At 72.3% G+C, this 23,531-nt stretch carries 16 protein-coding genes; 10 read left to right on the top strand and 6 right to left on the bottom strand.

What is annotated here, in order from left to right:
• The first annotated feature begins 1 nt into the window (after position 1).
• From C8E83_RS19060 to C8E83_RS19045, 4 genes are all read left to right on the top strand, one after another.
• Positions 2 to 1,099 (top strand): ABC transporter ATP-binding protein, encoded by a 1,098-nt coding sequence (locus tag C8E83_RS19060; protein ID WP_121371640.1) that lies wholly within the window; start codon positions 2 to 4, stop codon positions 1,097 to 1,099.
• A complete protein-coding gene (locus C8E83_RS19055) occupies positions 1,096 to 2,694 on the top strand; it encodes an inositol monophosphatase family protein (RefSeq protein ID WP_121371639.1) in 1,599 nt (532 codons plus the stop codon). Before C8E83_RS19060 ends, C8E83_RS19055 begins: the two co-directional genes overlap by 4 nt.
• A gap of 116 nt (positions 2,695 to 2,810) precedes the next feature.
• Entirely contained in the window at positions 2,811 to 3,431 is a 621-nt protein-coding gene (locus C8E83_RS19050; RefSeq protein ID WP_121371638.1) for a TetR/AcrR family transcriptional regulator, read from the top strand.
• A 96-nt stretch (positions 3,432 to 3,527) separates the two neighbouring features.
• Positions 3,528 to 3,830 (top strand): hypothetical protein, encoded by a 303-nt coding sequence (locus tag C8E83_RS19045; protein WP_121371637.1) that lies wholly within the window; start codon positions 3,528 to 3,530, stop codon positions 3,828 to 3,830.
• Between the two features lie 3 nt (positions 3,831 to 3,833).
• On the opposite strand, the gene C8E83_RS19040 is transcribed toward C8E83_RS19045, so the two are convergent.
• Complete coding sequence (locus C8E83_RS19040) at positions 3,834 to 4,397, bottom strand: hypothetical protein (RefSeq protein WP_121371636.1); 564 nt, start codon at positions 4,395 to 4,397, stop codon at positions 3,834 to 3,836.
• A gap of 176 nt (positions 4,398 to 4,573) precedes the next feature.
• Here C8E83_RS19040 and C8E83_RS19035 point away from each other — a divergent pair, with 176 nt between their 5' ends.
• From C8E83_RS19035 to C8E83_RS19010, 6 genes are all read left to right on the top strand, one after another.
• Positions 4,574 to 5,815: a beta-ketoacyl-[acyl-carrier-protein] synthase family protein gene (locus C8E83_RS19035; protein WP_121371635.1), complete on the top strand. Its 1,242-nt coding sequence runs from the start codon at positions 4,574 to 4,576 to the stop codon at positions 5,813 to 5,815.
• A 45-nt stretch (positions 5,816 to 5,860) separates the two neighbouring features.
• A complete protein-coding gene (locus tag C8E83_RS19030) occupies positions 5,861 to 6,544 on the top strand; it encodes a hypothetical protein (RefSeq protein WP_121371634.1) in 684 nt (227 codons plus the stop codon).
• A gap of 61 nt (positions 6,545 to 6,605) precedes the next feature.
• The gene (locus C8E83_RS19025; RefSeq protein WP_121371633.1) at positions 6,606 to 7,046 is read left to right on the top strand and encodes a MarR family winged helix-turn-helix transcriptional regulator; all 441 of its coding nucleotides are present in this window, start codon (positions 6,606 to 6,608) and stop codon (positions 7,044 to 7,046) included.
• Positions 7,043 to 10,987, top strand: a complete 3,945-nt coding sequence (locus C8E83_RS19020) for an ABC transporter ATP-binding protein (RefSeq protein WP_211331736.1) — start codon at positions 7,043 to 7,045, stop codon at positions 10,985 to 10,987. The genes C8E83_RS19025 and C8E83_RS19020 overlap by 4 nt, the downstream gene beginning before the upstream one ends.
• Positions 10,988 to 11,161: 174 nt before the next feature.
• The gene (locus tag C8E83_RS19015; protein WP_147430253.1) at positions 11,162 to 13,594 is read left to right on the top strand and encodes an FUSC family protein; all 2,433 of its coding nucleotides are present in this window, start codon (positions 11,162 to 11,164) and stop codon (positions 13,592 to 13,594) included.
• A 90-nt stretch (positions 13,595 to 13,684) separates the two neighbouring features.
• A complete protein-coding gene (locus C8E83_RS19010) occupies positions 13,685 to 14,749 on the top strand; it encodes an LLM class flavin-dependent oxidoreductase (RefSeq protein WP_121371631.1) in 1,065 nt (354 codons plus the stop codon).
• On the opposite strand, the gene C8E83_RS19005 is transcribed toward C8E83_RS19010, so the two are convergent.
• The 5 genes from C8E83_RS19005 to C8E83_RS18990 are packed head-to-tail and all read right to left on the bottom strand — an operon-like array spanning position 14,746 to position 23,414.
• The gene (locus tag C8E83_RS19005) at positions 14,746 to 15,747 is read right to left on the bottom strand and encodes an LLM class flavin-dependent oxidoreductase (protein ID WP_121371630.1); all 1,002 of its coding nucleotides are present in this window, start codon (positions 15,745 to 15,747) and stop codon (positions 14,746 to 14,748) included. The genes C8E83_RS19010 and C8E83_RS19005 overlap by 4 nt on opposite strands.
• A gap of 41 nt (positions 15,748 to 15,788) precedes the next feature.
• Positions 15,789 to 16,703 carry a PIG-L family deacetylase gene (locus C8E83_RS19695; RefSeq protein WP_245982018.1) on the bottom strand — a complete coding sequence of 305 codons (915 nt, stop codon included), beginning with the start codon at positions 16,701 to 16,703 and terminating at the stop codon, positions 15,789 to 15,791.
• Positions 16,703 to 18,949 carry a hypothetical protein gene (locus tag C8E83_RS19690; protein ID WP_170160016.1) on the bottom strand — a complete coding sequence of 749 codons (2,247 nt, stop codon included), beginning with the start codon at positions 18,947 to 18,949 and terminating at the stop codon, positions 16,703 to 16,705. Before C8E83_RS19690 ends, C8E83_RS19695 begins: the two co-directional genes overlap by 1 nt.
• Complete coding sequence (locus tag C8E83_RS20065; protein WP_121371629.1) at positions 18,946 to 20,322, bottom strand: glycosyltransferase family 4 protein; 1,377 nt, start codon at positions 20,320 to 20,322, stop codon at positions 18,946 to 18,948. Before C8E83_RS20065 ends, C8E83_RS19690 begins: the two co-directional genes overlap by 4 nt.
• Positions 20,319 to 23,414, bottom strand: a complete 3,096-nt coding sequence (locus C8E83_RS18990; protein WP_121371628.1) for an oligosaccharide flippase family protein — start codon at positions 23,412 to 23,414, stop codon at positions 20,319 to 20,321. The genes C8E83_RS20065 and C8E83_RS18990 overlap by 4 nt, the downstream gene beginning before the upstream one ends.
• Between the last annotated feature and the right edge of the window lie 117 nt (positions 23,415 to 23,531).

Genomic DNA, 23,531 nt, shown 5'->3' with positions numbered 1-23,531 from the left:
CATGACCACGACCATCGCTCCCCCGACCGCCCGCACGTCGGGCGTCGACGCGGCCCCCGGACTCGAGATCCGCGGGATCTCGAAGGTGCTCTCGGGCCGCACCATCGTCGACTCGTTCGACCTCACTCTGGCCCGCGGCGAGCTCGTCGCCCTGCTCGGCCCCTCCGGCTGCGGCAAGACCACCACGCTCCGCATGATCGCCGGGTTCCTCGAGCCCGACACCGGCGCCGTCGTCATCGACGGGCAGGACGTCACCGCGCACGGCCCCGAGAAGCGCCCGAGCGCCATGGTGTTCCAGAACTACGCGCTCTGGCCGCACCTCACCGTCTACAAGAACGTCGCCTTCCCGCTGGCGATCAAGCGGCTGCCCAAGGCCGAGATCCGCACCCGCGTCATGGCCGCGCTCGAGACCGTCAACCTCGCGCACCACGCGAACTCGCGCCCCGCGCACATCTCGGGCGGCGAGCAGCAGCGTGCAGCGCTCGCGCGGGCGATCGTGCAGGAGCCGGAGCTGCTGCTGCTCGACGAGCCGCTGTCGAACCTCGACGCGAAGCTGCGCGTGCGAGTGCGCGAGGAGATCCGCGACATCCAGCAGCGACTCGGCATCACCACCGTGATGGTCACGCACGACCAGGAGGAGGCCCTCGCGATCTCCGACCGGGTCGCGGTGATGAACGGCGGGCGCATCGAGCAGGTGTCGGCGCCCGCGGAGCTCTACGCCCGGCCCGAGACCGAGTTCGTGGCCGGGTTCATCGGCAGCATGAACTTCCTCGACGGGCCGACGTTGGCGGCGGCGCGCGCCGCCGGCTCGGGGGCCGACCGCTGGGCGGTCCGGCCGGAGGACGTCCGCTGGAGTCCGGAGAACCCGACCGAGCCCACCGACGCGACCCCGTGCGAGGTCCGCCGCGTCCTCCCCCACGGGCACTTCGCCGAGCTGGTGCTCGACGTCGACGGCCTCGAGCTGCGCTCCGTCGCGACCGGCGCGCTCCCCGCCCCGGGCGACCGCGGCCACGTCACCCTTGACAACGTCCGCCACTACCGCGACGGGCGGCTGGTCGAGGCCGAGGCCCCGACCGCACCCGCAGGAGCCGCCGAGTGACCGCCCCGACCGAAGCCCGCCGGGCCACCACCGCCCTCGCGGCGCACCGCGGCGACTCGTCGCGCTTCCGCGAGAACACCGTCGCCGCGATCGAGTCGGCGCTGGAGGCGGGCGCGCCCACGATCGAGATCGACGTGCGGACGACGCAGGATTCCGAGGTGATCCTGCTCCATGACGCCACCCTGGAGCGCCTCTGGGGACTCGATTCCCGCATCGCCGACCTGACCTGGCCCGAGGTCTGCGAGCTGGGCGGCGGCGACCTGCGGATCCCGCGCCTCGCCGACGTGCTGCCGCTGTTCGAGGGGTCGCCGTCGACGCTCCTCATCGACATGGACTCGACCGGCCCGGCCCTCGCCGCGCAGGCGGTCGTGGCCGCGTGCGCCGCGGCGGCCCGCGAGCGCGGTGCGTCCCCGGCGAACGTGGCCTGGTGCGGCCTCCTCGACGCCATGCGGCTGATCCGCGAGGCCGACGCCGACGCTGCGATCTGGATGCCGTGGGCCGACTCCGAACCGCCCACCGCCGCCGACCTCGAGGGCCTCGCGCCCTCCGTCGTCAACCTCCCCCACCTCGTCGTCGGCCCGGCGCTCGTCGACGCGGTCCACGCCCTCGGCGCCCGCGTCAGCTGCTGGACCGTCGACGACGTCGTCCAGGCCCGCCACCTGCAGGCCATCGGCGTCGACTCGATCACCACCAACAGGCTGCAGGATCTCCGAGACGCCCTCGGCGACGGCGCCCTCGCGACCGGCACGCCGGCCGCGGAGGCGGCGGAGAGCCCGGCGGACTCCCGTCGACGGGCCCGTCTGGTCGCCTCCGCCCTCGGATCCTGGGCCATCGAGTACGTGCGCACGCACCCGGTCGGCGACGTCGCGACCAAGAAGAACCCGGCCGACCACGTGACCGAGATCGACCGCGCCATCGAGCGCGGCGTGCGGGCTGTGATCGGCGCGCAGTTCCCCGAGCACTCGTTCGTGGGCGAGGAGTACGGCGGCAGCGCCGACGGCGGGCCGTGCTGGTACCTCGACCCGGTCGACGGCACGGCGAACCTCGCCAACGGCGTTCCGTGGACGAGCTTCTCGCTCGCGCTCGTCGAGGGGGGCGTGCCCGTCGTCGCGGTCGTCGCGGACCCCTGGCGCGGGGTGGTCGTGGAGGCGCAGGCGGGCGAGGGGGCGTGGGTCGGCTCTCGCCGGCTCCTGCTGCCGGAGGCCGACTGGGATCGCAGCGTCGACCCGCTGCGCGGAGCCATCGTGAGCACCGAGCTGGCCGGGCACCGACCCTGGCACGGCATGCTCGACCTCGTCGACGCTCTGGCGGACCGGTTCTGCACCACGAGGATCATGGGCTCGGGCACCCTCACCCTCGCCGGAGTCGCCCTCGGACACGGAGCCGGCGCGGTGATCGGGTCGTTCGGCGCGGTCGACCACCTCGCGGCGGCCCTCATCGTGCGGGAGGCCGGCGGGGTCGTGCTCGACGAGAACGGGCGCGACACGCTCTTCCCGTCGTGGGGCGGGATCCTCGCGGCCCGCGACCGGCGGACGGCGGAGGCGCTCTTCGCGCTGTGGAGGAACGGGATCGCCTGCGACGCGTCGCGCGGCTGAGAGGTCGAGGGGGCGGCGCCTGCAGACGTCACGCATCCCGCAGGTCGTCGCACCTCGCGTTGCACGACTGCACGTTTTCACTTGTGGAAATTTGCACTGCAGGCAATAATTGACGCATGGCACCCGAACAGCTCGGCCTCCGCGACCGAAAGCGCGAGGAGACCCGCAACCGTCTCGAGGCGGCGGCGGTCACCCTCGTCCTCCGCGACGGTCTCGACCACGCCACCGTCGACTCGATCAGCTCGATGGCCGACGTGTCGCCCCGTACCTTCTTCAACTACTTCGACACGAAGGAGGACGCGATCCTGGGCATCAAGGACATCGATCTGACGCCCGAGATCGTGGCCGAGCACATGCACCGCTCCGACGGGGCGGACGTCGTCGAGTCGACCGTCACGCTGCTCCTGTCGCTCATCAGCCCCACCATCGAGGGCAAGACCCTGCACGAGCAGCGCCACGAGGTGCTCCGGCGCCACCCCCAGCTGTTCGGTCGGCACATGGCGCAGATGACCCGCATGGTCGAGCCGCTGCTCGACGCCGTGACCACCGTGCTCGAGCACGACGGCGACGAGCGGGTCGTCGACCGCCAGCAGGCCGAGGTGCTGCTGAGCCTCTGCGGCGGCGCGGTCCGCGCGGCCGTCAAGGAGTGGGTGGCGCTCGGCGACGACGTCCCGGTCGAGTGGGTGCAGCCCCGAGCGATCGAGCTCGTCCGCACGCTCCTCGACCGCCTGGGCTGAGCGCGCGCCTCCGCCCCTGCGACGAATCGTGATGGTTCGTCAAGTCCTCTGTTTTGCCGTCTGGCCCGCGACCGGCGCTCCCGCCACACTTGCGGAATGCCCGATCACCGACCTTCCGAGCGTCCCGTCGCTCCCCGCCCCGCCGAGATCGCTCTGATCGTCCTGGCGGTGGCCTCGGGCGCCGTACTGGTGACGGGCGTCGTCCGCACCCTCGTCACGGGCGAGACCGGGCTCTGGCCGCTGGCGGCGGCGATCATTCTCGCGGCGAGCCTCACGCTCATGCGGTCGATCCGGCGGACCCGGGGCGCAGGAGCCGACCGCACCCCGACCGCACGACGGCTCGACGCGGGCGCGGCGATCCGCGGCGAGACCCAGCCGAGGCCTGCGCGCCGAGGCTAGGCGCTAGCTCATCACGGGCGAGTCGACCGTCGGGCGCTCCCGGCGGCCCTGGCGGATCGACGAGGGCGTGACGCCCAGATCGCGACGGAGCGACGGCGCCAGGACGACCCGGCGGCGGCCCGAGGCGCTGCGCCAGGTGAGGACCACCGGCGGCACCGACTCGGCGGCGCGATGCGCCTCGAAGGCGTTCGTCCAGGCGCGCTTGACCGGCACGACCGTGCTCGCGTGCGCGTCGATCTCGCCGACGCGGACCGACGACACGACGTCGCCCGCGGTGTCCAGCAGCTCGACGTGGATGCCGCGGACGTCGTGGGCCGAGTGGTTCTCCACGCGGACGCCGTACGACACGTAGCCCTTCTTGAACGACGTCGCGGCGAGGTGCTCGTGCGTGCGGCGATCGAGCCAGCTGCGGAAGACGGTGACGGCGAGCGGTGACTCGACGCTGCGGATGACGGGGACCTGGGCGTCCTCCTGCTTGCGGATCGAGCGGGCGGTGAGCCCGAGGACCACGGCGACCGGGGTGCCGACGACGACCGCGCCGAGGGTCTTGAGGATCGGAGACACCATCAGCGCGCTGCTCCCGAAGTCATGTGCATACCTCGATTCTGCACCCGCCAGCTTGGAGGACACGGACGGAACAAAGACGGGGCCGGATTCTTGGACAGGTCCGCGACGGGCGCACCGCGCGCGCCAGTGTTGAATGGTTGTCGCCCCAGGAGTCGCACCAGTCCGAGGAGATCCCCATGAAGCCGCTGCTGAACCGCCGAGTCGCCGTGACCGGAATCGGTGTCGTGACCCCGAACGGGATCGGCGTCGACGCGTTCTGGAAGAGCCTGTTCGAGCCCGCACCGCACGTCGACGTGCGGCGCGTCGACGAGGAGGCCCTCGACGCCCGTCGCCTGATGACCCACAAGAACGCCAAGAACTCCGACATCGTGACGCGGATGGCGATCGTCGCCGCCGACGAGGCCCTGCGCGACGCCGGCCTGCTGAAGATCGACCCCGACGCGCCGAACCCCGCCGAGTCCGACGTCGCCGAGCTCGTCGACGGCATCGACCACGAGCGCGCCGCCATCTCGATCGGCAACGGCATGGGCGGCGTGCAGACGCTGGCCGACCAGATCCTGATCCTCGACAAGAAGGGCGCGCGCATGGTGTCGCCGCACCTCGTGCCGATGGTCATGCCGAACGCCCCCGCCGGCGCCCTGAGCATCCGGTACCGCTTCGAGGGCGGCGCGACGACGATCAGCACCGCCTGCGCCGCGGGCACGGACGGCATCGCGGCCGGCGCACGCCTCATCGCCCAGGGCTCCGCCGACCTCGTCATCGCCGGCGGCACCGACTCCAGCCTCACCCCCGTGTGCCTCGCCGGGTTCTCGAACATGCGCGCCATGTCGAAGACCGGCTTCTCGCGCCCGTTCGATCGCGACCGCGACGGCTTCGCGGCGGCCGAGGCGTCCGGAATCCTGATCCTCGAGCCGCTCGAGGCCGCCCAGGCCCGCGGCGCCCACGTCTACATGACGATCGACGGCGCCGCCTCGACGACCGACGCCTACCACGTCACCGCGCCGGCTCCGCACGGCACGGGCGCCGAGCGCACCATGCGCCTGGCCCTCGACGACGCCGGCCTCACCCCCGACCAGATCACGCACATCAACGCGCACGGCACGGCGACCGGCCTCAACGACCAGGCCGAGAGCGAGGCCGTCGAGCGCGTGTTCGCCGGAACGTCGCCCGTCGTCACGAGCATCAAGGGCGTCACCGGGCACTCGTTCGGCGCCGCCGGCGCCATCGAGGCCGTGTCGGTGGCCCTGACGATCGAGCGGAAGACGATCCCGCCGACGATCGGCCTGGAGAACCTCGACCCCGAGATCCACCTCGACATCCCGACCGAGGGTCGCGACTGGACCCCCGGCCCCGTGCTCTCGAACAGCTTCGGCTTCGGCGGGCACAACGGGTCGATCGTCTTCTCCCCGGTCGCCTGACGCAGCCGCCCGGCCGACCGGCTCCGGGCTCCTAGACTCGACGCGATGAGCCTGCCCGACCGACGTGCACCCGCGGAGCACCCCGCGTGGCCCGTGCTGGCGTACGCCGTCGCCCTGGCTCTGTTCGCGGCACTCCCGGTCGAGCTGGCGCCGCTCGCGCGGGCGGCCGTGCTCTTCGCCCTCGTCGCGGTCGGCATCCCCCTCGTCCTCCTCAACCCCCGCAGGCTCGAGCGTGAGACCCGCTGGTCGCGAGTCCTCGCCCGGGGGGCGGTGCTCGTCCTGGCGGCGGCGAACCTCGCCGCGATGGGCCTGGTGAGCTGGCTGCTCCTGGCGACGACGGGCGCAGGAGCAGGCCGACTCTTCCTCGCGGCCCTGCAGATCGCCGTGATCCACGTCCTCGCCTTCGGCCTCGTCTACTGGGACGTCGACCGCGACGGCCCGGTGGCCCGCCGACTCCACGGCCGCTGGCCGGGGCGACCGGACTTCCTCTTCTCCCGCGACATCGACCACTCGGGGTACCGCCCGGAGGGCAGCCGCGCCGCCGCGCGCCGCACCTGGATGCCCGCGTACCTCGACTACCTCCGGCTCGCCCTCTCGACCCTCCTGCTGCTGCCGGGCGGGACGACCCCGGCCTCACCCCGAGCCAAGGCCCTCACGATCGTCGAGGCCTTCACGTTCTTCGCGCTCGCCGGCGTCGTCGTCGTCCGGGCGATCGCCCTCGCTCTCTGACCTCCGCGCACCCGAAGACAGTTGGTTCGAGAATCGAACCATCAGGCGTACAGTGGGTCGCATGGTCGATCACGACACCCTCATCGCCGCCGTCCGCGCCCTGGCTCGCGCCTCACGTGTGGTCGAGCGGGCCAGCGACGGCCTCAGCTTCGCCGACTACCGCGTCCTCGCGGCCGTCTCGAGCGGCGAGGAGCGCGCCTCACGGCTGGCCGCCCGCCTCGCCGTGGGTAAGCCGGCGATCAGCGCGACGGTCGAGTCGCTCAGCAAGCGCGGGCTCCTGCGCCGCGACGCCGTCGAGGGCGACGCCCGCGCGACCTCGCTGACGGTGACCGACGAGGGGCGCGAGCTCTTCGAGCGGATGGAGGGGAGGATGGCGAGGCAGCTCGAGCTCCTGGCCGAGCGGGCTCCTGATCCTGCGGCCCTGATCTCGAGCCTCGCGACCCTGGGGGACGCCGTCGAGGAAGCCGTGGCCGAGCGTCGCGCGAAGGAGGCGCAGGCGTGAGCCGCGTCTCTCGCCGGGCGCGCACGACGACGACGCCCGACCAGGCCGAGGGGTGGATCCGGCGGCTCTGGCGCTACATGCTGCGCCACCGCCGCAGCGTCTTCATCTCGCTCGGGGCAGCCCTCGCCGGCAGCCTGTGCCAGGTGGCCGTGCCCCTCGTCGCCCGACAGATCGTCGACGGCGTCATCGTCGAGAAGACGAGCCCGTTGATGCCCTGGCTCGTCCTGCTCGTGGCGCTGGCCCTGGCCACCTTCTGCTTCACCTACCTACGGCGCTACCGCGGCGGCCGGGTGGCCCTCGAGGTGCAGAACGACCTGCGCAACGACATGCACGACCACCTGCAGAAGATGGACTTCGCGTCGCTCGACCGGATGCCCACCGGCCAGCTGGTCAGCCGCGCCAACTCCGACTCCACGCTCGTGCAGGGGCTGCTCAACATGCTGCCGATCATGAGCGGCAACGTGATCCTCATGATCCTGTCGGTGGTGGTCATGTTCACGCTGTCGCCGCTGCTCGCGATCATCTCGCTCGTCATGGTGCCGGTGCTCGTGGTGACCGCGTACCGGATGCGCGCGAAGATCATGCCGGCGACCTGGGACGCCCAGCAGCGCGAGGGCGAGGTAGCGCAGATCGTCGACGAGGACGTCAACGGCGTGCGCGTCGTCAAGGCGTTCGGCCGCGAGCGCCGCGAGGTCGAGCACATGGCGTCGGTCGCGACGGGACTCTACGGCTCGCAGATGCGATCGGTGCGGATCCAGTCGAGGTTCCAGCCGCTGCTCGAGTCGATCCCGACGCTCGGGCAGGTGGCGATCCTCGCGCTCGGCGGCTGGCTGGCGCTCCACGGTCAGATCTCCATCGGCACCTTCCTCGCCTTCACGAGCTACATCGCGTCGCTCATGGCGCCCGCGCGCCAGCTCGCCGGCGTGCTCACGATCGGCCAGCAGGCCCAGGTCGGAATCGAGCGCATCTTCCAGCTCATCGACCGCGAGCCCGCCATCCAGTCGGCGCCGGACGCCGTCGACCTGGTCGACATCTCCGGAGAAATCGTCTTCGACCGCGTGTCGTTCGGCTACGACCCGGTGGCCGACGCCGCCGATTCCGGAGAAGCCGACGAGGACGCCGCGCCGACGCATCTCGCGCTCGACGGGCTCGACCTCCGCATCTCCGCGGGCGAGCGGGTGGCCCTCGTCGGGCCCTCCGGCAGCGGCAAGTCGACCGTCGCGTCGCTCGTGGCGCGCTTCTACGACCCGACGGGCGGCCGCGTGACGCTCGACGGCCACGACCTCCGCGACGTGACGCTGCCGTCGCTCCGCTCGTCGATCGGCATGGTCTTCGAAGACAGCTTCCTGTTCTCCGACACCGTCGGGGCGAACATCGCCTACGGCCGTCCGTCGGCGACGCAGGAGGAGATCCGTCACGCCGCCGAGGTCGCCCACGCGACCGCGTTCATCGACGCGCTGCCGAAGGGCTTCGACACGGTCGTCGGCGAGCGCGGCCTCAGCCTCTCGGGCGGCCAGCGGCAGCGGCTGGCGCTCGCGCGGGCGATCCTGGCCGACCCGCGCATCCTGGTGCTCGACGACGCCACGAGCGCCATCGACGCGTCGACCGAGCAGTCGATCCACGACGCCCTCCGCGACGAGCTCCGGAACCGCACGGTCCTGCTCATCGCGCACCGCGAGTCGACCCTGCACCTGGCCGACCGCATCGTCGTGCTCGACCACGGCCGCGTCGTCGACGAGGGCACCCACGACGAGCTCGCGGAGTCGAGCGCTGTCTACCGAGCGCTCATCACCGGCCTGGACGAGGACGAGACCGACGACACGGCGGCCGCGGCCGCCTCCGGGGACATCGACGCGCTGAGCCGTCTGGCCGCGGCGTCCGCTCGCGACGGGGCGGGCGGCACGACCGCGAGCGCGTGGGGCGACGATCCGTCGGCGGCGCGCGCGACCGGCGGAGCGGCCGGCCCGGGCGGCGGCCTCGGCATGGGCCTCGGGGGCGGAGGCCGAGGAGGCGGCGGCAAGGGCATGGCTGCGATGTTCGCGGCGACCCCCGAGCTCCTGGCCCGCGTGGCGGCCCTCGGCCCGATCAAGGACGTCCCCCGCGTCGACGTCGACGCCGAGTCGGTGCAGGAGCGCGACTTCTCGCTCGGTACTCTGCTGCGGCAGTTCCGGAAGCCGCTCCTGCTCTCGCTCCTCTTCGTCGTGATCGACGCGGTGGCGGGCCTCGTCGGCCCGTACCTGGTGAAGACCGGCATCGACGGCGGCGTGCAGCAGGGCTCCGAGGTGGTGCTGTTCGCCGCGGCCGGCCTGTTCCTGGTCGTCACGCTCGCCGACCTCGCCGACGGCATGGCCGAGACGTTCGTCACCGGGCGCGTGGCGCAGCGGATCATGCTGAACCTGCGGGTGCGGATCTTCGCGCAGCTCCAGCGGCTCTCCCTCGACTTCTACGAGCGCGAGATGGCCGGCCGGATCATGACCCGCATGACCACCGACGTCGACCAGTTCGAGTCGCTGATCGAGAACGGCCTGCTCTCGGCGCTCGTGTCGATCGTGACCTTCGTCGGCGTCGGCGTCGCCCTCGTGCTCATCAACCCCGAGCTCGGCGGCCTCGTGCTCATCGTCGTCGTGCCGCTCGCGGCGGCCACCGTGCTGTTCCGCAACCGGTCGTCGCGCCTGTACGACGAGGCGCGCGAACGCATCGCGATCGTCAACGCCGACTTCCAGGAGAGCCTCTCGGGCGTCCGCGAGTCGCAGGCCTTCACGCACGAGCGGGCCACGACGGAGCACTTCCACGGGCTCGGCCGCCGCTACCTCCAGAGCAGGATCGCGGCGCAGCGCCTCGTGGCGACGTACTTCCCGTTCGTCCAGTTCCTCTCGGGGATCGCCGACGTCATCGTCCTCGGGGTCGGCGCCACCCTCATCGCGCACGGCCACCTCACGAGTGGCGCCCTCATCGCGTTCCTGCTCTACATCGACATGTTCTTCTCGCCGATCCAGCAGCTCTCGCAGGTCTTCGACTCGTGGCAGCAGACCAGAGTGTCGGTGTCGCGCATCTCCGACCTCATGAAGCTCGAGACCCTCACCCCCGAGGCGCAGGAGCCCACGACCCCGCCCCGCCTGTCGGGCGCGATCACCCTCCGGGGCGTGCGCTTCTCGTACCCGACGGTGTCGCCGCGACCCGGGGCGGGCGAGCGTCGGGGCCCGAACGACCGTCGGTCGCTCAGTCTCGCCCCGGCTCCTGCGCCCAAGGCCCCCGAGGCGCTGAAGGACATCGCGCTCGACATCGCCCCCGGCGAGACCGTCGCGCTGGTGGGCGAGACCGGCGCCGGCAAGTCGACCGTGATGAAGCTCATCGCGCGCTTCTACGACCCCGACGCCGGCGGCGTGCTCGTCGACGGCATGGACCTGCGGTCGCTCGACCTCGTGGGGTTCCGGCGACAGCTGGGGTATGTGCCGCAGGAGGCGTTCCTGTTCACCGGCACGGTGCGCGACAACATCGCCTACGGCCGGCCGAACGCGTCGGATGCCGAGGTCGAGGCCGCCGCCCGAGCGGTGGGCGCCCACGAGTTCGTCACCGAGCTGCCCGGCGGGTACCACCACGTGCTCTCCGAGCGGGGCCGGTCGCTGTCGGCGGGGCATAGGCAGCTGATCGCGCTGGCACGGGCCGAGCTCGTCGACCCGGCGATCCTGCTGCTCGACGAGGCCACCTCGAACCTCGACCTGCTCACCGAGGCGCGCGTGACGGCGGCCATGCAGACCGTCGCGACCGGGCGCACCACGGTGGTGATCGCGCACCGGCTGCAGACGGCGCGAGCCGCCGACCGCATCGGGGTGCTGGCCGGCGGCCGTCTCGCCGAGGTCGGCAGCCACGACGAGCTGCTCGAGCTCGACGGGCACTACGCGGCGATGTGGCGGGCGTACGAGGCCGTGGAGGTGTCGTAGGGCGTCCTTCGCGATCCTGCGACCCGCTGTGGAGGCGCTGGGACCGAGCCGAGCCGAACCGGGTAGTATGGGTGGGTAGAGGAAGGACGACACCTGATGCCCAGGCGACCACGAGCCCATCGGTCGGATCGGTCGCCCGCGACGCACGGGGTGTCCCTCTGGGATCGCGTGCTCATGCACGACATCGGCCTCGTCAAGCTCGACGCCGCGGGGCGCGTGCTGCTCTGCCTGCCCGCCTCGATGGCCGCCGGCTTCGCGGTGTCGCTGCTGTTCGGGCTGCCCGCGATCGTCGGGATCATGCTCGGCGCCCTGCCGGCCTTCCTCAGCTGCTTCGTCGTCGTGGACGTCAAGACGTCGCGCGTCGCCGCGCGCTGCGCCGCGCTCTACGTGCCGTTCGCGGTCGCGCTGTTCTGCAGCATCGCGCTCCGCGAGTTCCGGGTGCTCGAGCTCGTGCTCATCGTCCTGCTGCTGTTCGTGCAGTTCTACGCGTCGAAGTTCGGCGTCTTGGCCGGCGACTTCGGCGCGGGGCTGTTCGCGGCCTACCTGTGCGGGCTGCTGCTGCCGCTGCCGCTGGCGTCGTTCCCGGCGCTCGCGCTGATCTTCGCGGTGTCGCTCGCCGCGACGATCGTCGTGCGGAGCGCCGTCTTCCACCCCGACGCCTACCGGTCGCTCATGCGGACGCGGCGGGCATTCCTCGCCTGGCAGACGCGCGTGCTCGAGTCCGCGGTCGACGTTCTGGGCGCCTCCTCGGGCGAGCACGCGACCAGCGGCCGGGGCGCAGGATCGCGGGAGCTCGCCCGCCTGAGACGCCGCCGCGCCCGCTCCCACGAGGCCGCCCTCATCGCCGACGGCCTCCTCGCCCAGCCCGGGTCCGGCCCGACCGGCGAGACCGCCCAGCGCCTCCACTCGCTGCTCTTCGACACCGAGCAGGCCGTCGACGGCATCGCCCGCGTCGCGACCGAGCTCCACGCGGCGGGTGCGCCCGCCGTCGTCCGCGAGGGCGTCGCCGGCGCCGTCCGGCTCGTCCTCGAGCGGTCGGGGCGGGAGGGCGACAGAGCGGCCCGCAGACTGCTGGCGTGGGCCGACTCGGAGCCCGAGGTGCTGGGCGACGCGCGCTGGGCGAACGCCGTTCACCGGGTGGCGCTGCTCCTGAGCGACCTGCACTCGACCGTCGCCGCCTGGCAGGAGGTGCGCCGCGACCTCGAGTCGTCGGGCGAGGGCGTGCCGTTCGAGTCGCCCGTGGTGCTCATGATGGGCCGACCGTCGGGCGCCGGCCCGGTGCTGGGCGACGAGCTGGCCTCGGGTGGGCTTCGCGGGCCGTGGAAGCGCTTCAAGGTCTCGCCGGCCCTGCGCACGGCGATCCAGGCGTCGATCTCGGTCGCGCTCGTCGAGCCGATCGCGCTGCTGCTCGACGGGCAGCGGTTCTACTGGGGCGTCATCGGCGTGATGGTGGTGCTCGCGGGCACGAACTCCACCCACGACCGGGTGCGGAAGATGATCAGCCGCGGAGCGGGCACGGTCATCGGCGGCGTCATCGGCGTCTCCCTCGTCGACCTCGTCGGGCTGGACCACCCGTGGTGGACCCTCGTGATCGTCGTGGCCTCCCTCACGCTCGGCATGTACGGATTCGGGCGCGCCTACGTCTTCTGGGTGATCGGCCTCGTCGTCACGCTGTGCCAGGTCTACAACTACTCGGGCCAGTTCAGCGACTCGCTGATCGCGTACCGCCTCGTCGAGAACCTCCTCGGCGGTCTCGTCGCCGTGATCGTGAGCGCGGTCGTGCTGCCGATCGCGACCGGCGCGATGATCCGGCGCGCGGTGATCCGTCAGCTGGCGTCCGTGCGCGGGTTCCTGGAGGCGGCCGGCGGGTTCGCCGTGACGGGAGCGGCCCGCACCGCAGGTGCCGCGGGCGACGGGGCCGAGAGCGCCGCCCTGCTGCGGAACGCCTCGCGCGCCGTCGACCAGGCGACGTACCAGCTCGACTCCGTGCTGCAGCCGATCGTGCGCTTCCCCACCGGCGGCGGCGATCGCCGCGACGACGCCACCCGGACGGCCCTCGCGGGCGTCGCGGTCACGCTGCGGGGCATCGCCTACCGCGGCGAGCGCAACCGGGCGCTGACCGAGGCGCACGCCGACCAGGTGCGCGCAATCGTCGAGGTCTTCTCGGGGTCGCTGACGGCGCTCTCGGAGGGCGTGGCTCGGTCGGGAACTCCGGAATCCGGTGTCGCCCGCGCCGTCTCGACGGCCACCGGGGCGATTCGCGTCGTCGATTCCGGAGAAGCCGACGCAGGCAACGCGGCGCGTCGGGTTCCCGCCGCGCCGCGCGCCGCCGCGACGCGGGCGGCCGGGTCGAAGTCCGCCGCGCCGCGGGTGTGGCGGAGCCCCGCCGGCCTCATCACGGCCCTCGATGAGTCGCTCGGCGACTCCCCCGACGACACGCTGCTCAGCTACCGTCTGCACGCCCTGCTGCGCGTCGACGAGGCGCTGTCGCGCCTCGCGGGCCTGTACGGGCTCCGCGTGGAAGCGGGGGCGACCACGCCCGATCTGGTCGAGCGGCGTGCTCGAGTGACGGCCTCGCACGTGCGGCGGCGGTTCCCGGCGGTGTGAGGCGAGTGCCTCGGCTCCTGCGCCCCGATCTGGTACATGCGTTTGCATGATTTCGGGAATGGGCAGGAGCCCGGGCGGGTTGTGCCGCGTATGAAGCGCATCGGATTCCTGTCGTTCGGGAACTACCAGCCCGTGCCCGGATCGCAGACCCGCACGGCCCGCGACGTGCTCACCCAGACCATCGAGCTCGCGGTCGCCGCGGAGGAGATCGGCATCGACAACGCGTCGGTGCGCGTGCACCACTTCGCCCGGCAGCTGTCTTCGCCGTTCCCCCTGCTCGCCGCCATGGCCGCGCGGACGTCGCGCATCGAGCTGGGCACAGGCGTCATCGACATGCGCTACGAGAACCCGCTCTACATGGCGGAGGAGGCCGCGGCGACCGACCTCATCAGCGACTCGCGACTGCAGCTCGGCGTGAGCCGGGGGTCACCCGAGACCGCGCTGCACGGGTACGAGTCGTTTGGGTACGTGCCGGGCGAGGGTCAGACAGACGCCGACATGGCGAGACAGCACACCGCCGTCTTCCTTCGCGCCATCGAGGGCGTGGCGGTCGCCAGGGCCAACCCCACCATGACCGGCGGGCAGACCGGAGGCCTGTGGACCATGCCGCAGTCCGAGACGCTGCGCGAGCGGATCTGGTGGGGCTCCGGCACACGCGCTACTGCGAAGTGGGCGGCCGAGCAGGGCATGAACATGCAGTCGTCGACCCTCCTCACCGAAGACACGGGGGACTCGTTCGCCGACCTCCAAGCCGGGCAGATCGAGGTGTTCCGTGACGCCTGGAAGGCGGCCGGCTGGGAGCGCACACCCCGCGTGTCGGTCAGCCGGAGCGTGATGCCGATCACGACCGACATCGACCGGATGTACTTCGGCGGCCGCGGCGACGACGAGGACCAGGTCGGCTACATCGGCGACGAGCTCGCCCGCTTCGGCAAGACCTACGCCGGCGAGCCCGACGTGCTGGCTGAGCAGCTCGCGGCCGACGCCGCCGTGCAGTCCGCCGACACGCTCCTGCTCACCGTTCCGAACCAGCTGGGCGTCGACTACAACGCCCGGCTGCTGCAGACGGTCGCCGACCACATCGCTCCGGCGCTCGGCTGGTCGCCGAACCTCCCCACACTGCAGGGCGCAGGATCGGGAGCCCCGACCGCCTAGACGGCCGCGCCCCGCATCGCGTCCGCGGTGAGAGCGACGGACTCGAGCCGCTCGGCGATCCGCGGCGACTGGTGGGCGATGATCAGCTCGTCGGCCTGGGCCTCTTCGGCGAACTCGAGGAGGTACGCCCGCACCTCGTCGGGCGTGCCGACGGCGGCGTACTTCATCATGTTCGCGATCTGGCGGCCGTTCGGCGTGGTGAGGAAGATGTCGATCTGCTCGTCGGTGTAGTCGGGCGAGCCCGGGGTCCGCGAGATCATGCCGCGCACCCGGGTGCGGCGCGTGGAGTCGAACTGGTCCTGGGCGCTCTGCGGGTCGACGGCCGCGACGACGTTGACGCCGGCGATCACGTACGGGGCGGCGAGCTGCGCCGAGGGCGAGAACTCGCGGCGGTAGAACTCGACCGCCTGGTGCAGCAGGTCGGGCGAGAAGTGCGACGCGAACGCGTACGGGAGCCCGTAGGCCGCGGCGAGCTGAGCGCCGAACATCGACGACCCCAGGATGTACAGCGGCACGTTCGTGCCCGCACCCGGCGTCGCCTGCACCCCGGCCACGCGGGACTCGCCGCGGAGGTAGCCCTGGAGCTCGAGGACGTCCTGCGGGAACCCCTCGGCCGACATCGGGTCGCGGCGCATGGCGCGCATGGTGACCTGGTCGCTGCCGGGCGCGCGGCCGAGCCCCAGGTCGATGCGGCCCGGGTAGAGCGTCGCCAGCGTGCCGAACTGCTCGGCGATCGTGAGCGGCGCGTGGTTCGGCAGCATGATGCCACCGGCGCCGAGCCGGATCGACTCCGTCTTGCCGGCCACGTGGCCGATCAGCACGCTCGTCGCGCTCGACGCGATGGTCGGCATGTTGTGGTGCTCGGCGTACCAGACCCGCTCGTAGCCGTGCCGCTCGGCGGCCTGCGCCAGAGCCACCGAGTTCTCGAAGCTCTGGGCGACGGTCTCGCCGGGCGTGATGGGGGCGAGGTCCAGGATCGACAGGCGCGGTGCGTTCATACCGGTGCCAACACCCGCGGGCGCCGGATCGTTCCCGGGCGCTACGCGGTGACCCGCGACACCTCGTACTCGCGCGCCAGCCAGAGCGACTCGGGGCGGACGCTGCAGGTGCGGATCGACGAGCAGGTCTTGTAGTCGGAGACCGCGTAGGCGAAGAACGCGGCCTCCTTCGCGGCGATCTGCTCGGCGCTGAGGTTGGCCGGGAACCGCTCGATGGTGTATCCCCGGTAGCCGGTGAACGAGGGCCCGCCTGAGGCCTCGAGGCCGGCGTGCACCTGCTCGGCGAGGTAGGCCGCGACGTGGTGGTCGGAGTGGTCTCCGTCTCCGAACTCGCCCACGTGGTCGAGCGTGAGGATCCTGCGCGGTGCGGTCTCGGCCACGAGCTCGCCGAGGAGCGCCGTGAGACTCGCGAGGGTGTGCGTGGCGCTGCCGTCGACGCAGGTGATCGTCGCCTGCGCGCCCTCCCAGAGCTTGCGGAGCGACGCCCCGCCCGAGCGCGAGCCGCCGTGGCCCTCGATCCCGCCGTCGGGCAGCCGCACGAAGACGAGCCGCACCCGGGGAGCCGCGGCGAGGGTGGCCTGCGCGACGTCGACGCCGCCGAGGGAGCGGACCTCGTCGAGCCACACGTCGCCGACGCCGAGCATCGCGGCGTAGGCGGCGCGGACGCCGGCCTCGCGGGCGCGCCAGTACCACTCCTCGTCGTCGTCGTCGCCGGCGGTGAGGTACACCGTGGTCATGGGCGAGCGGCCCTCGGCGTCGGCCTGCAGCGAGAGGCTCTGGAAGAGCAGGTCGTCGTCCTGGTGCGCGACGATCCGCAGGGTGCCGCCGGTGACGGTCGAGCCCGACGGCAGCGACGAGACGGCGACCGCGGCGAGCGACGAGCGCTGCCGCCACGCCCGCAGGCGTGCGGCGGCGCGGCGCACGCGACGCCAGGCCAGGAACCAGAACCGGCGCATCACTTGCTCTCGTAGATCGTGACGCCGTCGCGGTCGTAGCGGAGCACGCTCATGGCCGCGGCCTTCCGCTCGAACGAGGCGATCTGGGCCTTCGTGAAGGTCCCGGCGACGAGCACGGCGTGGGTCTGCGCCGTCGAGAAGGTGAACCAGATGTGGCCGCCCTTCGCGGTCGCGGCGTTCATCTGCTCCAGGTAGTCCTTCCAGGTGAGGACCTTCGGCGCCTCGGCCTGGAGGTCGGCGAACGACACCTGCTGGTTGTAGCGCAGCGTGTACCGGTTGTAGTTCGGGCCGATCAGCGCCGGGAAGTCGTCGTTGAGACTGATCTGGCTGTCTTTCGCCGAGAAGCGCTTGTCGAGCCACTGGGCTCCGCGGACGTCGGAGCGCGAGATGACGAGCGAGGCCTCCGGCTGGAAGTACGTCGCCACGAAGAGCGTGAGCAGCACCGTCAGCGAGGCGACGATGCCGACCAGGCGGACCCTGGGGCGGCGACCCGGCCAGAACAGCCACGACACCCCCATCGCGTAGAACGGCAGGCCGAACAGGAAGACGCGGAACTTGCCCTCGCCGCCGTACGACTGGCCGAACAGGGTGAAGACCGGGGCGACCGCGAGCCACGCGACGATCAGCGTGGTGCGCACCTGTCCGTTGAGGATCCTGCGCACGAACCCGGCGATCGCCAGAAGCACCGCGAGCCCCGTGAGCAGGATCACGCCGTGGCTCTGCAGGGTCGCCGCCTCCGAGACGCCGACCGTCGAGACCGACTTCGTCGTGGCGTTCGCCAGCGGGTCGAAGCTCGAAAACAGCCCGAAGTGCTGCTGCACGTACGACAGGTTCGGCACGAGGTACGCGACGGGCAGCAGGAGCACGACGATGCCGACCCAGCGCGGCCGCAGGTACCCGAAGAAGAACAGCGGCAGCAGCGCCAGCACCAGCACGTACGGCGTCAGCTGGTGCGCCATCGTGATGACGAGCTGCAGCCCGATGAGCGTGGCGATGGCGATCCAGCGCGCGCGCCGCGAACCGGTCACGCCGAGGACCTCGGTGTTGACGGCTCTGCCCAGGCGGATCGCGGGTCTCGCGAGCAACCCCTCGATCCTGCGCAGGAGCCGGCGAGGCTCGCCCCCCAGGGCGTGCACGGCCACCAGTGCGCTCGCCAGGTAGAGCATGAATGCGAAGCCCTGCGGCGAGTAGTAGTTCTGGCCGACCCAGTTGCCGACTGTGAAGACGATGACGGCGGTCCAGGCCCAGCGGCGGTGGCGGGAGATTGTGCGGGCGATCGCGAGCACGAGGGCGCCGTCGATGAGGGCGAAGAGCACCTCGGCCCAGGCCGCGTAGTCGGTGGCGTCGGGGATGCCGATGGCGGCCGAGAGCTGCGCCGAGAACGAGAAGAACCCGGGCCAGCGGTTGTAGAGGTCGATCGACGGGTTCACGCTGCCGTGCGCGTAGATGTAGTTCGTCACGGCGATGTGCTTGTAGACCCAGGGAAGGCGCGGGGCGGTCTCGACGAGGTTGGCCGAGGCGTAGAGGATCACGATGAGCAGGCTGATGCCGGCCGCGAGGAGCCCGTGCGCCTGGCGGCGGACGAAGAGGCCGATCAGGACGACCACGAACGCCAGAGCGACCGAGACGTACCAGACGGCCGGGAAGGCGGTGAGGAGGCCGTAGTCGCCGAGGTCGGTGGCGTGCGTGAGCGCGATGCCCGTGATCCACAGGCCCAGCGCGACGACGAGGGTCGCCCAGGCGGCCGTGACGGTCTTCGATAGCGGCCATGCCCGCTTCTCGAGGGCGGAGCGCTCTTCCGAGCGGACGGCCGCGCGCGTGCGGCTTTCGACCGGTGGGTCGAGCTCGGTGACCGGGTCGTCGACGACCAGGTCGAATGCGGGCTTCCGGGCGATGAGCACCGAGGCGACGATGAGGATCACGATGACCGCGGGTCGGGGATGCCAGAAGTGCGTCCAGACCATGGTGACGGCCACGAGCGTGAGGAGAAGGATGCTGCCCATCGCCGTGAACACGAGTCTCGTCGCCGGCTCGATCGCCGGGAAGCGGCGCAGGAGCGTCCACCCGGGCACGAGCAGCAGCGCCGCGAAGACGATCCAGGTGCGGACGGCGCCCTGCGCGTCGAGCCCGATGAGCACGGCGGCGATGATGCCGAAGACGGCGAGGCCGATCTCGGCCGCGCGGAGGGCCGAGGGGCGGGGCGGCGGCGGGGTGACGGAGAGCGGTCTGGCGGTCTGAAGGGTCATCGGATGGTCACACTGGTCCTGGTCTGCCGGAGGGCGCTGTCGCGCAGGGCGGCGGGAACGGAGTCGAGGGGGCGCGAGGCGCGTGCGGGTCGCTCGTCGCCGGCGGCGGCGCGCTCGTCACCGGCGGCCGCGGCGGCCCGCTCGTCGGCGAGGGCGGCGGCGACTCCGGATACGGGTGCGTCGGGGGCATCGGACGGCGCCGGGGCGACGCCGTCTCCGGAGTTGCCGACGGGCGAGCGTCGCCCGCGGGCGCGTCCGCCGCCGGCGGCGGCCTCGAGGATCCGCACGATGCCGGCGAGGTGGTCGTCGTAGGAGAACCGCCGGGCGACCTCGCAGGTGACGACGCGGCCGAGCGCGGGCTCCGCGACGCGCCAGTCGAGCAGGCTCTCGATCTTCGCCGCGAGGGCGCCGGAGTCGCGCGACGGCACGCTGAAGCGCTCGAGCGGGCCGCTCAGGATGTCGTGCGCCCCGCCGAGGTCGGACCCGATCGCCGGGAGCCCGGCCGAGAACGCCTCGACGACGGTGCGCCCGAACGACTCGGGCTCCCAGGACGGCGCGACGACCAGATCGGCGGCGTGCAGGAGCCAGGAGACGTCGTCCTGGTTCGGCAGCCGCACGACGCTGCCCGGCTGCAGGGCCTCCAGGGCCTCGCCGATGGCCTGGTCGTCGTCGGAGCCGGCGCCGACGCGATTGCCGGCCAGCACGAGCACGGCTCGCGACGGATCGAGGCCGAGGGTCTTCCACGCCTCGAGGGCCGTGAGGACGCCCTTGTTCCGCGTGATGCGACCGTAGTAGAGCACGACGCGCGCGTCGCCGGTCACGCCGAGACGCTCGCGGGCGGCGGCGTTCTGCGCTGGCGTGGCCGGGCGGTACTTGCCAGCCGGCAGCGCGTTGGACACCACCGAGATGCGGTCGGCGGGGACGCCAGCGTCGGTCCACACGGTCTTCATGTAGTCCGAGACGGCGATCGAGTGGGCGACGCCGCGCATGAGCAGGCGCTCCCACCGGTAGTTGGGCGCGTGGTGCAGGTGCACCACCAGCGGCACCCGCGCGAGCCGCGACACGACCTGGGCCCAGATGATGTTCTCGGGGCGGTTCAGCCACAGCACGTCGACGCCGAGGCGGCGCGTGCGGAGGGCGGAGCGCACGAAGCGTGCGAGGTCCTTGACAGCGCGACGCGGGTCGAACAGGAACCGCACCGGCCCCCAGAGCCGCACGCCGGCGCGCTCGAAGAACGGCCGCTGCGAGCCGTCGCGCGTGTACAGCAGCGTGACGTCGTGCCCCGCGTCGGCGAGCGCGATGGCGTCCTCGAAGACGCACACCTCCAGCCCGCCCTGCGGCGACAGCACCTCCGTGCCGGTCAGAATCCTCATGTCGCAGCCCCCGTCTCCCTCTCCACGCGGGCGCCGGCCGATGCCGCACCCGCCCCCTCGTGCTTCCGGTCCAGTTCGCGCCACCAGCGGCGGCTGCGGAGATAGGCGCCTGGCCCCTGCGGGAACCCGCGCAGCTCGGTCGACACCAGCGACTTCGGGAACGACCCCGAGAGGTCCTCCGACGCCATCGGCGCCACGGTCGCGGCCGTCTCGGCGGCATCCCCCTGGTGCAGGAGCCGGCCGACGGCCTTCCCGGCGAGACGCCCGACCGCCCCGGGCACCTGCCACCCGAGGGAGACGAGGTGCCGAGGGTCCTGCAGCACCGACGACGTGATCATCGCGGTGAAGCCGAGGCCGTAGCCGTGGAGCTGCTTCTCGAGCTCCTTCAGCGAGCGGCGGTGACGGTGGTGGACGATCGCGGTGGGCTCGAACGCCATGCGGCCGCCCTCCCAGAGGAGGCGGACGAACGTCGCGAGGTCCTCGCCGCCGAGCGACGGCGTGCCGGGGCCCATCGCCGGGTTGAAGCCGCGCACGCGCTGGAGGGACGAGCGGCGGAAGGCCATGTTCGCGCCGGCGCCGTAGGCGCCGACCCCGTAGACGGGGAAGCGGGTCGTCTCGCGGCCGTCGACGTCGGTGACGGCGATCTTCGAGCCGCGGGCGACGGCGGGCACGTCGGAGGCGCGCTCGAGCAGCAGCGGCGCGAAGGTGCGCTCGCCGGCGAAGCCGCCGTAGTAGCCCTCGAACCAGATCTGCGCGGGCGTCTCCAGCTCGGCCGGAAGGATCAGGCCGGTGAGTGCGTCGATGCGGTCGGCCTGCGCGAAGCGCGTGCCGATGACGCGGAGCCACTGGTCGTCGACGCGGACGTCGTCGTCGGTGAAGGCGACGATCTCGCCGCGGGCGGCCTCGGCTCCTGCGTTCCGGCCCGCGGCGGCGCCCGGACGGGACTCGCGGATGAACCGCATGCGCGACCGCCCCGCCATGAGTCCGGGCAGCGGGTCGTTCTCGGGGAGGGTCACCCGGTTGTCGACGATGATGAACTCGACGTCGGGGTAGTCGAGCTGCTCGAACGCGTCGAGGAGCAGGCCGAGGTCTTCGGTGCGACCCACGACGGTGGAGACGACCACGGACATCGAGGGCAGCTCGGCGTCGGGAACGGCGACCGGCGACGCCGAGCGGGGCAGCGGCATGCTCTGCAGGTGCTCGAGGGCGCGAGCGGCGTCCGCCGGGTCGTCGGTGAGCACGATGTCGACCGTGCCGACGGCGATGCGGCCGCGGTAGCCGACCACCATGGCCGACTCGTAGCGGTAGTCGCGGGTGAGCGCGGGCAGCGGCTGCGCGAGGTCGACGCTGACGATGCGGCGAGGGCCGGGGCCCTCGGCCTCGAGCTGCTGTGCGCGGGTGAGCTGGTCCATGGCCGCCCCCTTCGGGTGGGTGGTGTGGGGCGAAGAGTCGTCGGGAGTGGTGGCGCCGGTCGGGTCGGCGTCGAAGAGGGAGGCGAGGGTGTCGAGGTCGTCGGGGGCGTCTGCGACGGTCTCCTCGGCGACGAGGTCGTCGCGAGCGTCGGGAGCGACGGCGACGGGCTCCTCGGCGACGAGATCGTCGAGGGTGACGACGCCCTCGCCGGGCACCGCCTCGGAGGCGCCGCGACGGGCGGCGAGGAGTCGCACGACGAACCACGGGATGCAGGCGACCGCGGCGGCGGCCTTCGCGATGTTCCAGTCGAGGGTCTCGGGGATCAGCATCGACGCGGCCGCGATCGCGATGCTGGCGGCGACGGCGAGAACGAGGCGCGGCGGGGCGCCCTTCCACATCCGGCGATCCGGCAGCAGCTGCACCTGCAGCACCGCGAGCAGCGTGTACGACACGAGGGTCGCGACGGCCGCGCCGGTGATGCCCATCGGCGGCACGAGGATCAGGTTGACCACGATGTTCACGACGGCGGCGATGCCCGCGGTGAGCCCCACGGTCTTGCCGCGGCGCTGCACGACGAGCAGGCGCTGAGCCGCCCCCGAGGCCGCCACCGGGAACGCCGTGAGCGCCACGAGCAGCACGACGAGCGTGAGGCCCGACTGCTCGTACGAGGCGGGAGCGACGATGCGGAGGGCCAGCGGCGACGCGAGGGTGACCGCGATCACGATCGGCACCAGCAGGCGGTACAGCTCGTCGCGCGAGCGCATCGCCAGGAGGTACCTCGACACGTCGCTCTTGAGGGCGGCGAAGTGCGGGGTCCAGGCGTTGTTGGTGAAGTTCAGCAGGATCACGACGGCCGAGCCGATCGTGTACGCCACCTGGTAGCGCCCCACCTGCACCGACCCGAGCTCGCGCTGGATCACGATGCGGTCGCCCGCGTTCAGCACGAAGAAGGCGAGGCTGCCGAGGGCGAGCGGCACGCCGAGGCGCACCGCCCGGGTGGTCACGGCCCACTGGCGGAAGCCCTCGAACGTCGGCCGCACGACGGCGATGCCGATGCCCATCGCGACGAACTGGCAGACGACGCCGCCCCACGCGTAGGTGGTGGCGTCGCGGTGGACGGTGAGCAGGAGGACCATGCCGACGATGGACCCGCCGACTGCCGAGATGATCGACACGATGGCGAACGGGCGGAGGCGATCCTGCGCCACCAGCAGCGCGAGCATCGCTGTGACCGACGCCGACGGCGCCGTCCAGAGGATGACCGCGATGAGCAGGACGTGGTAGCCGTCGAACCCGAGCGCCCCGGCCCAGAGCGGAAGCGTGAGCAGGGCGAGACCGGTGACCCCGAACGCGACCGCCATCGCCACAGTGACCAGGCCGCGCGCGGAGCGGTCGTCGCCGCCGGACTTCCGGTCGTCCGCGCGCTGCAGCACCAGGGCCTCGTCGAGGCCGATGAGCGCCGCGACGCTCAGCACCTGGAAGAGCGCGATGCCCGACGACAGGGCGCCGAACTGCGCGGGGCTGATGATGTGCGTGAGGAACGGCGAGATCAGCGAGCCGACGACGAGCTGCAGCGAGAACACGACCACGTAGAGGAGGCCGCGGCCGAAGAGGTCGTGCTGGGCGGGCTCTGTGTCGTCGTGAGCGGTGTCGACGGGTGCCACGGTCGGGGCGCTCATCGGATGGTCGTCCGGAGGCTCTGGTCGTGGTGCCGCATTCGCGCTGGTGTCCTGTCGGTTCGGGTTCCGAGGCAGTTGCCGATTCGTGGGTGTGGCCCGAGAGGCGGGGCCGTCATC

This window comes from Frondihabitans australicus (assembly GCF_003634555.1).
GTDB lineage: Bacteria > Actinomycetota > Actinomycetes > Actinomycetales > Microbacteriaceae > Frondihabitans > Frondihabitans australicus.
Note: the sequence above shows the minus strand (reverse complement) of the source record. Positions and strands in the feature narration are given on the sequence as shown.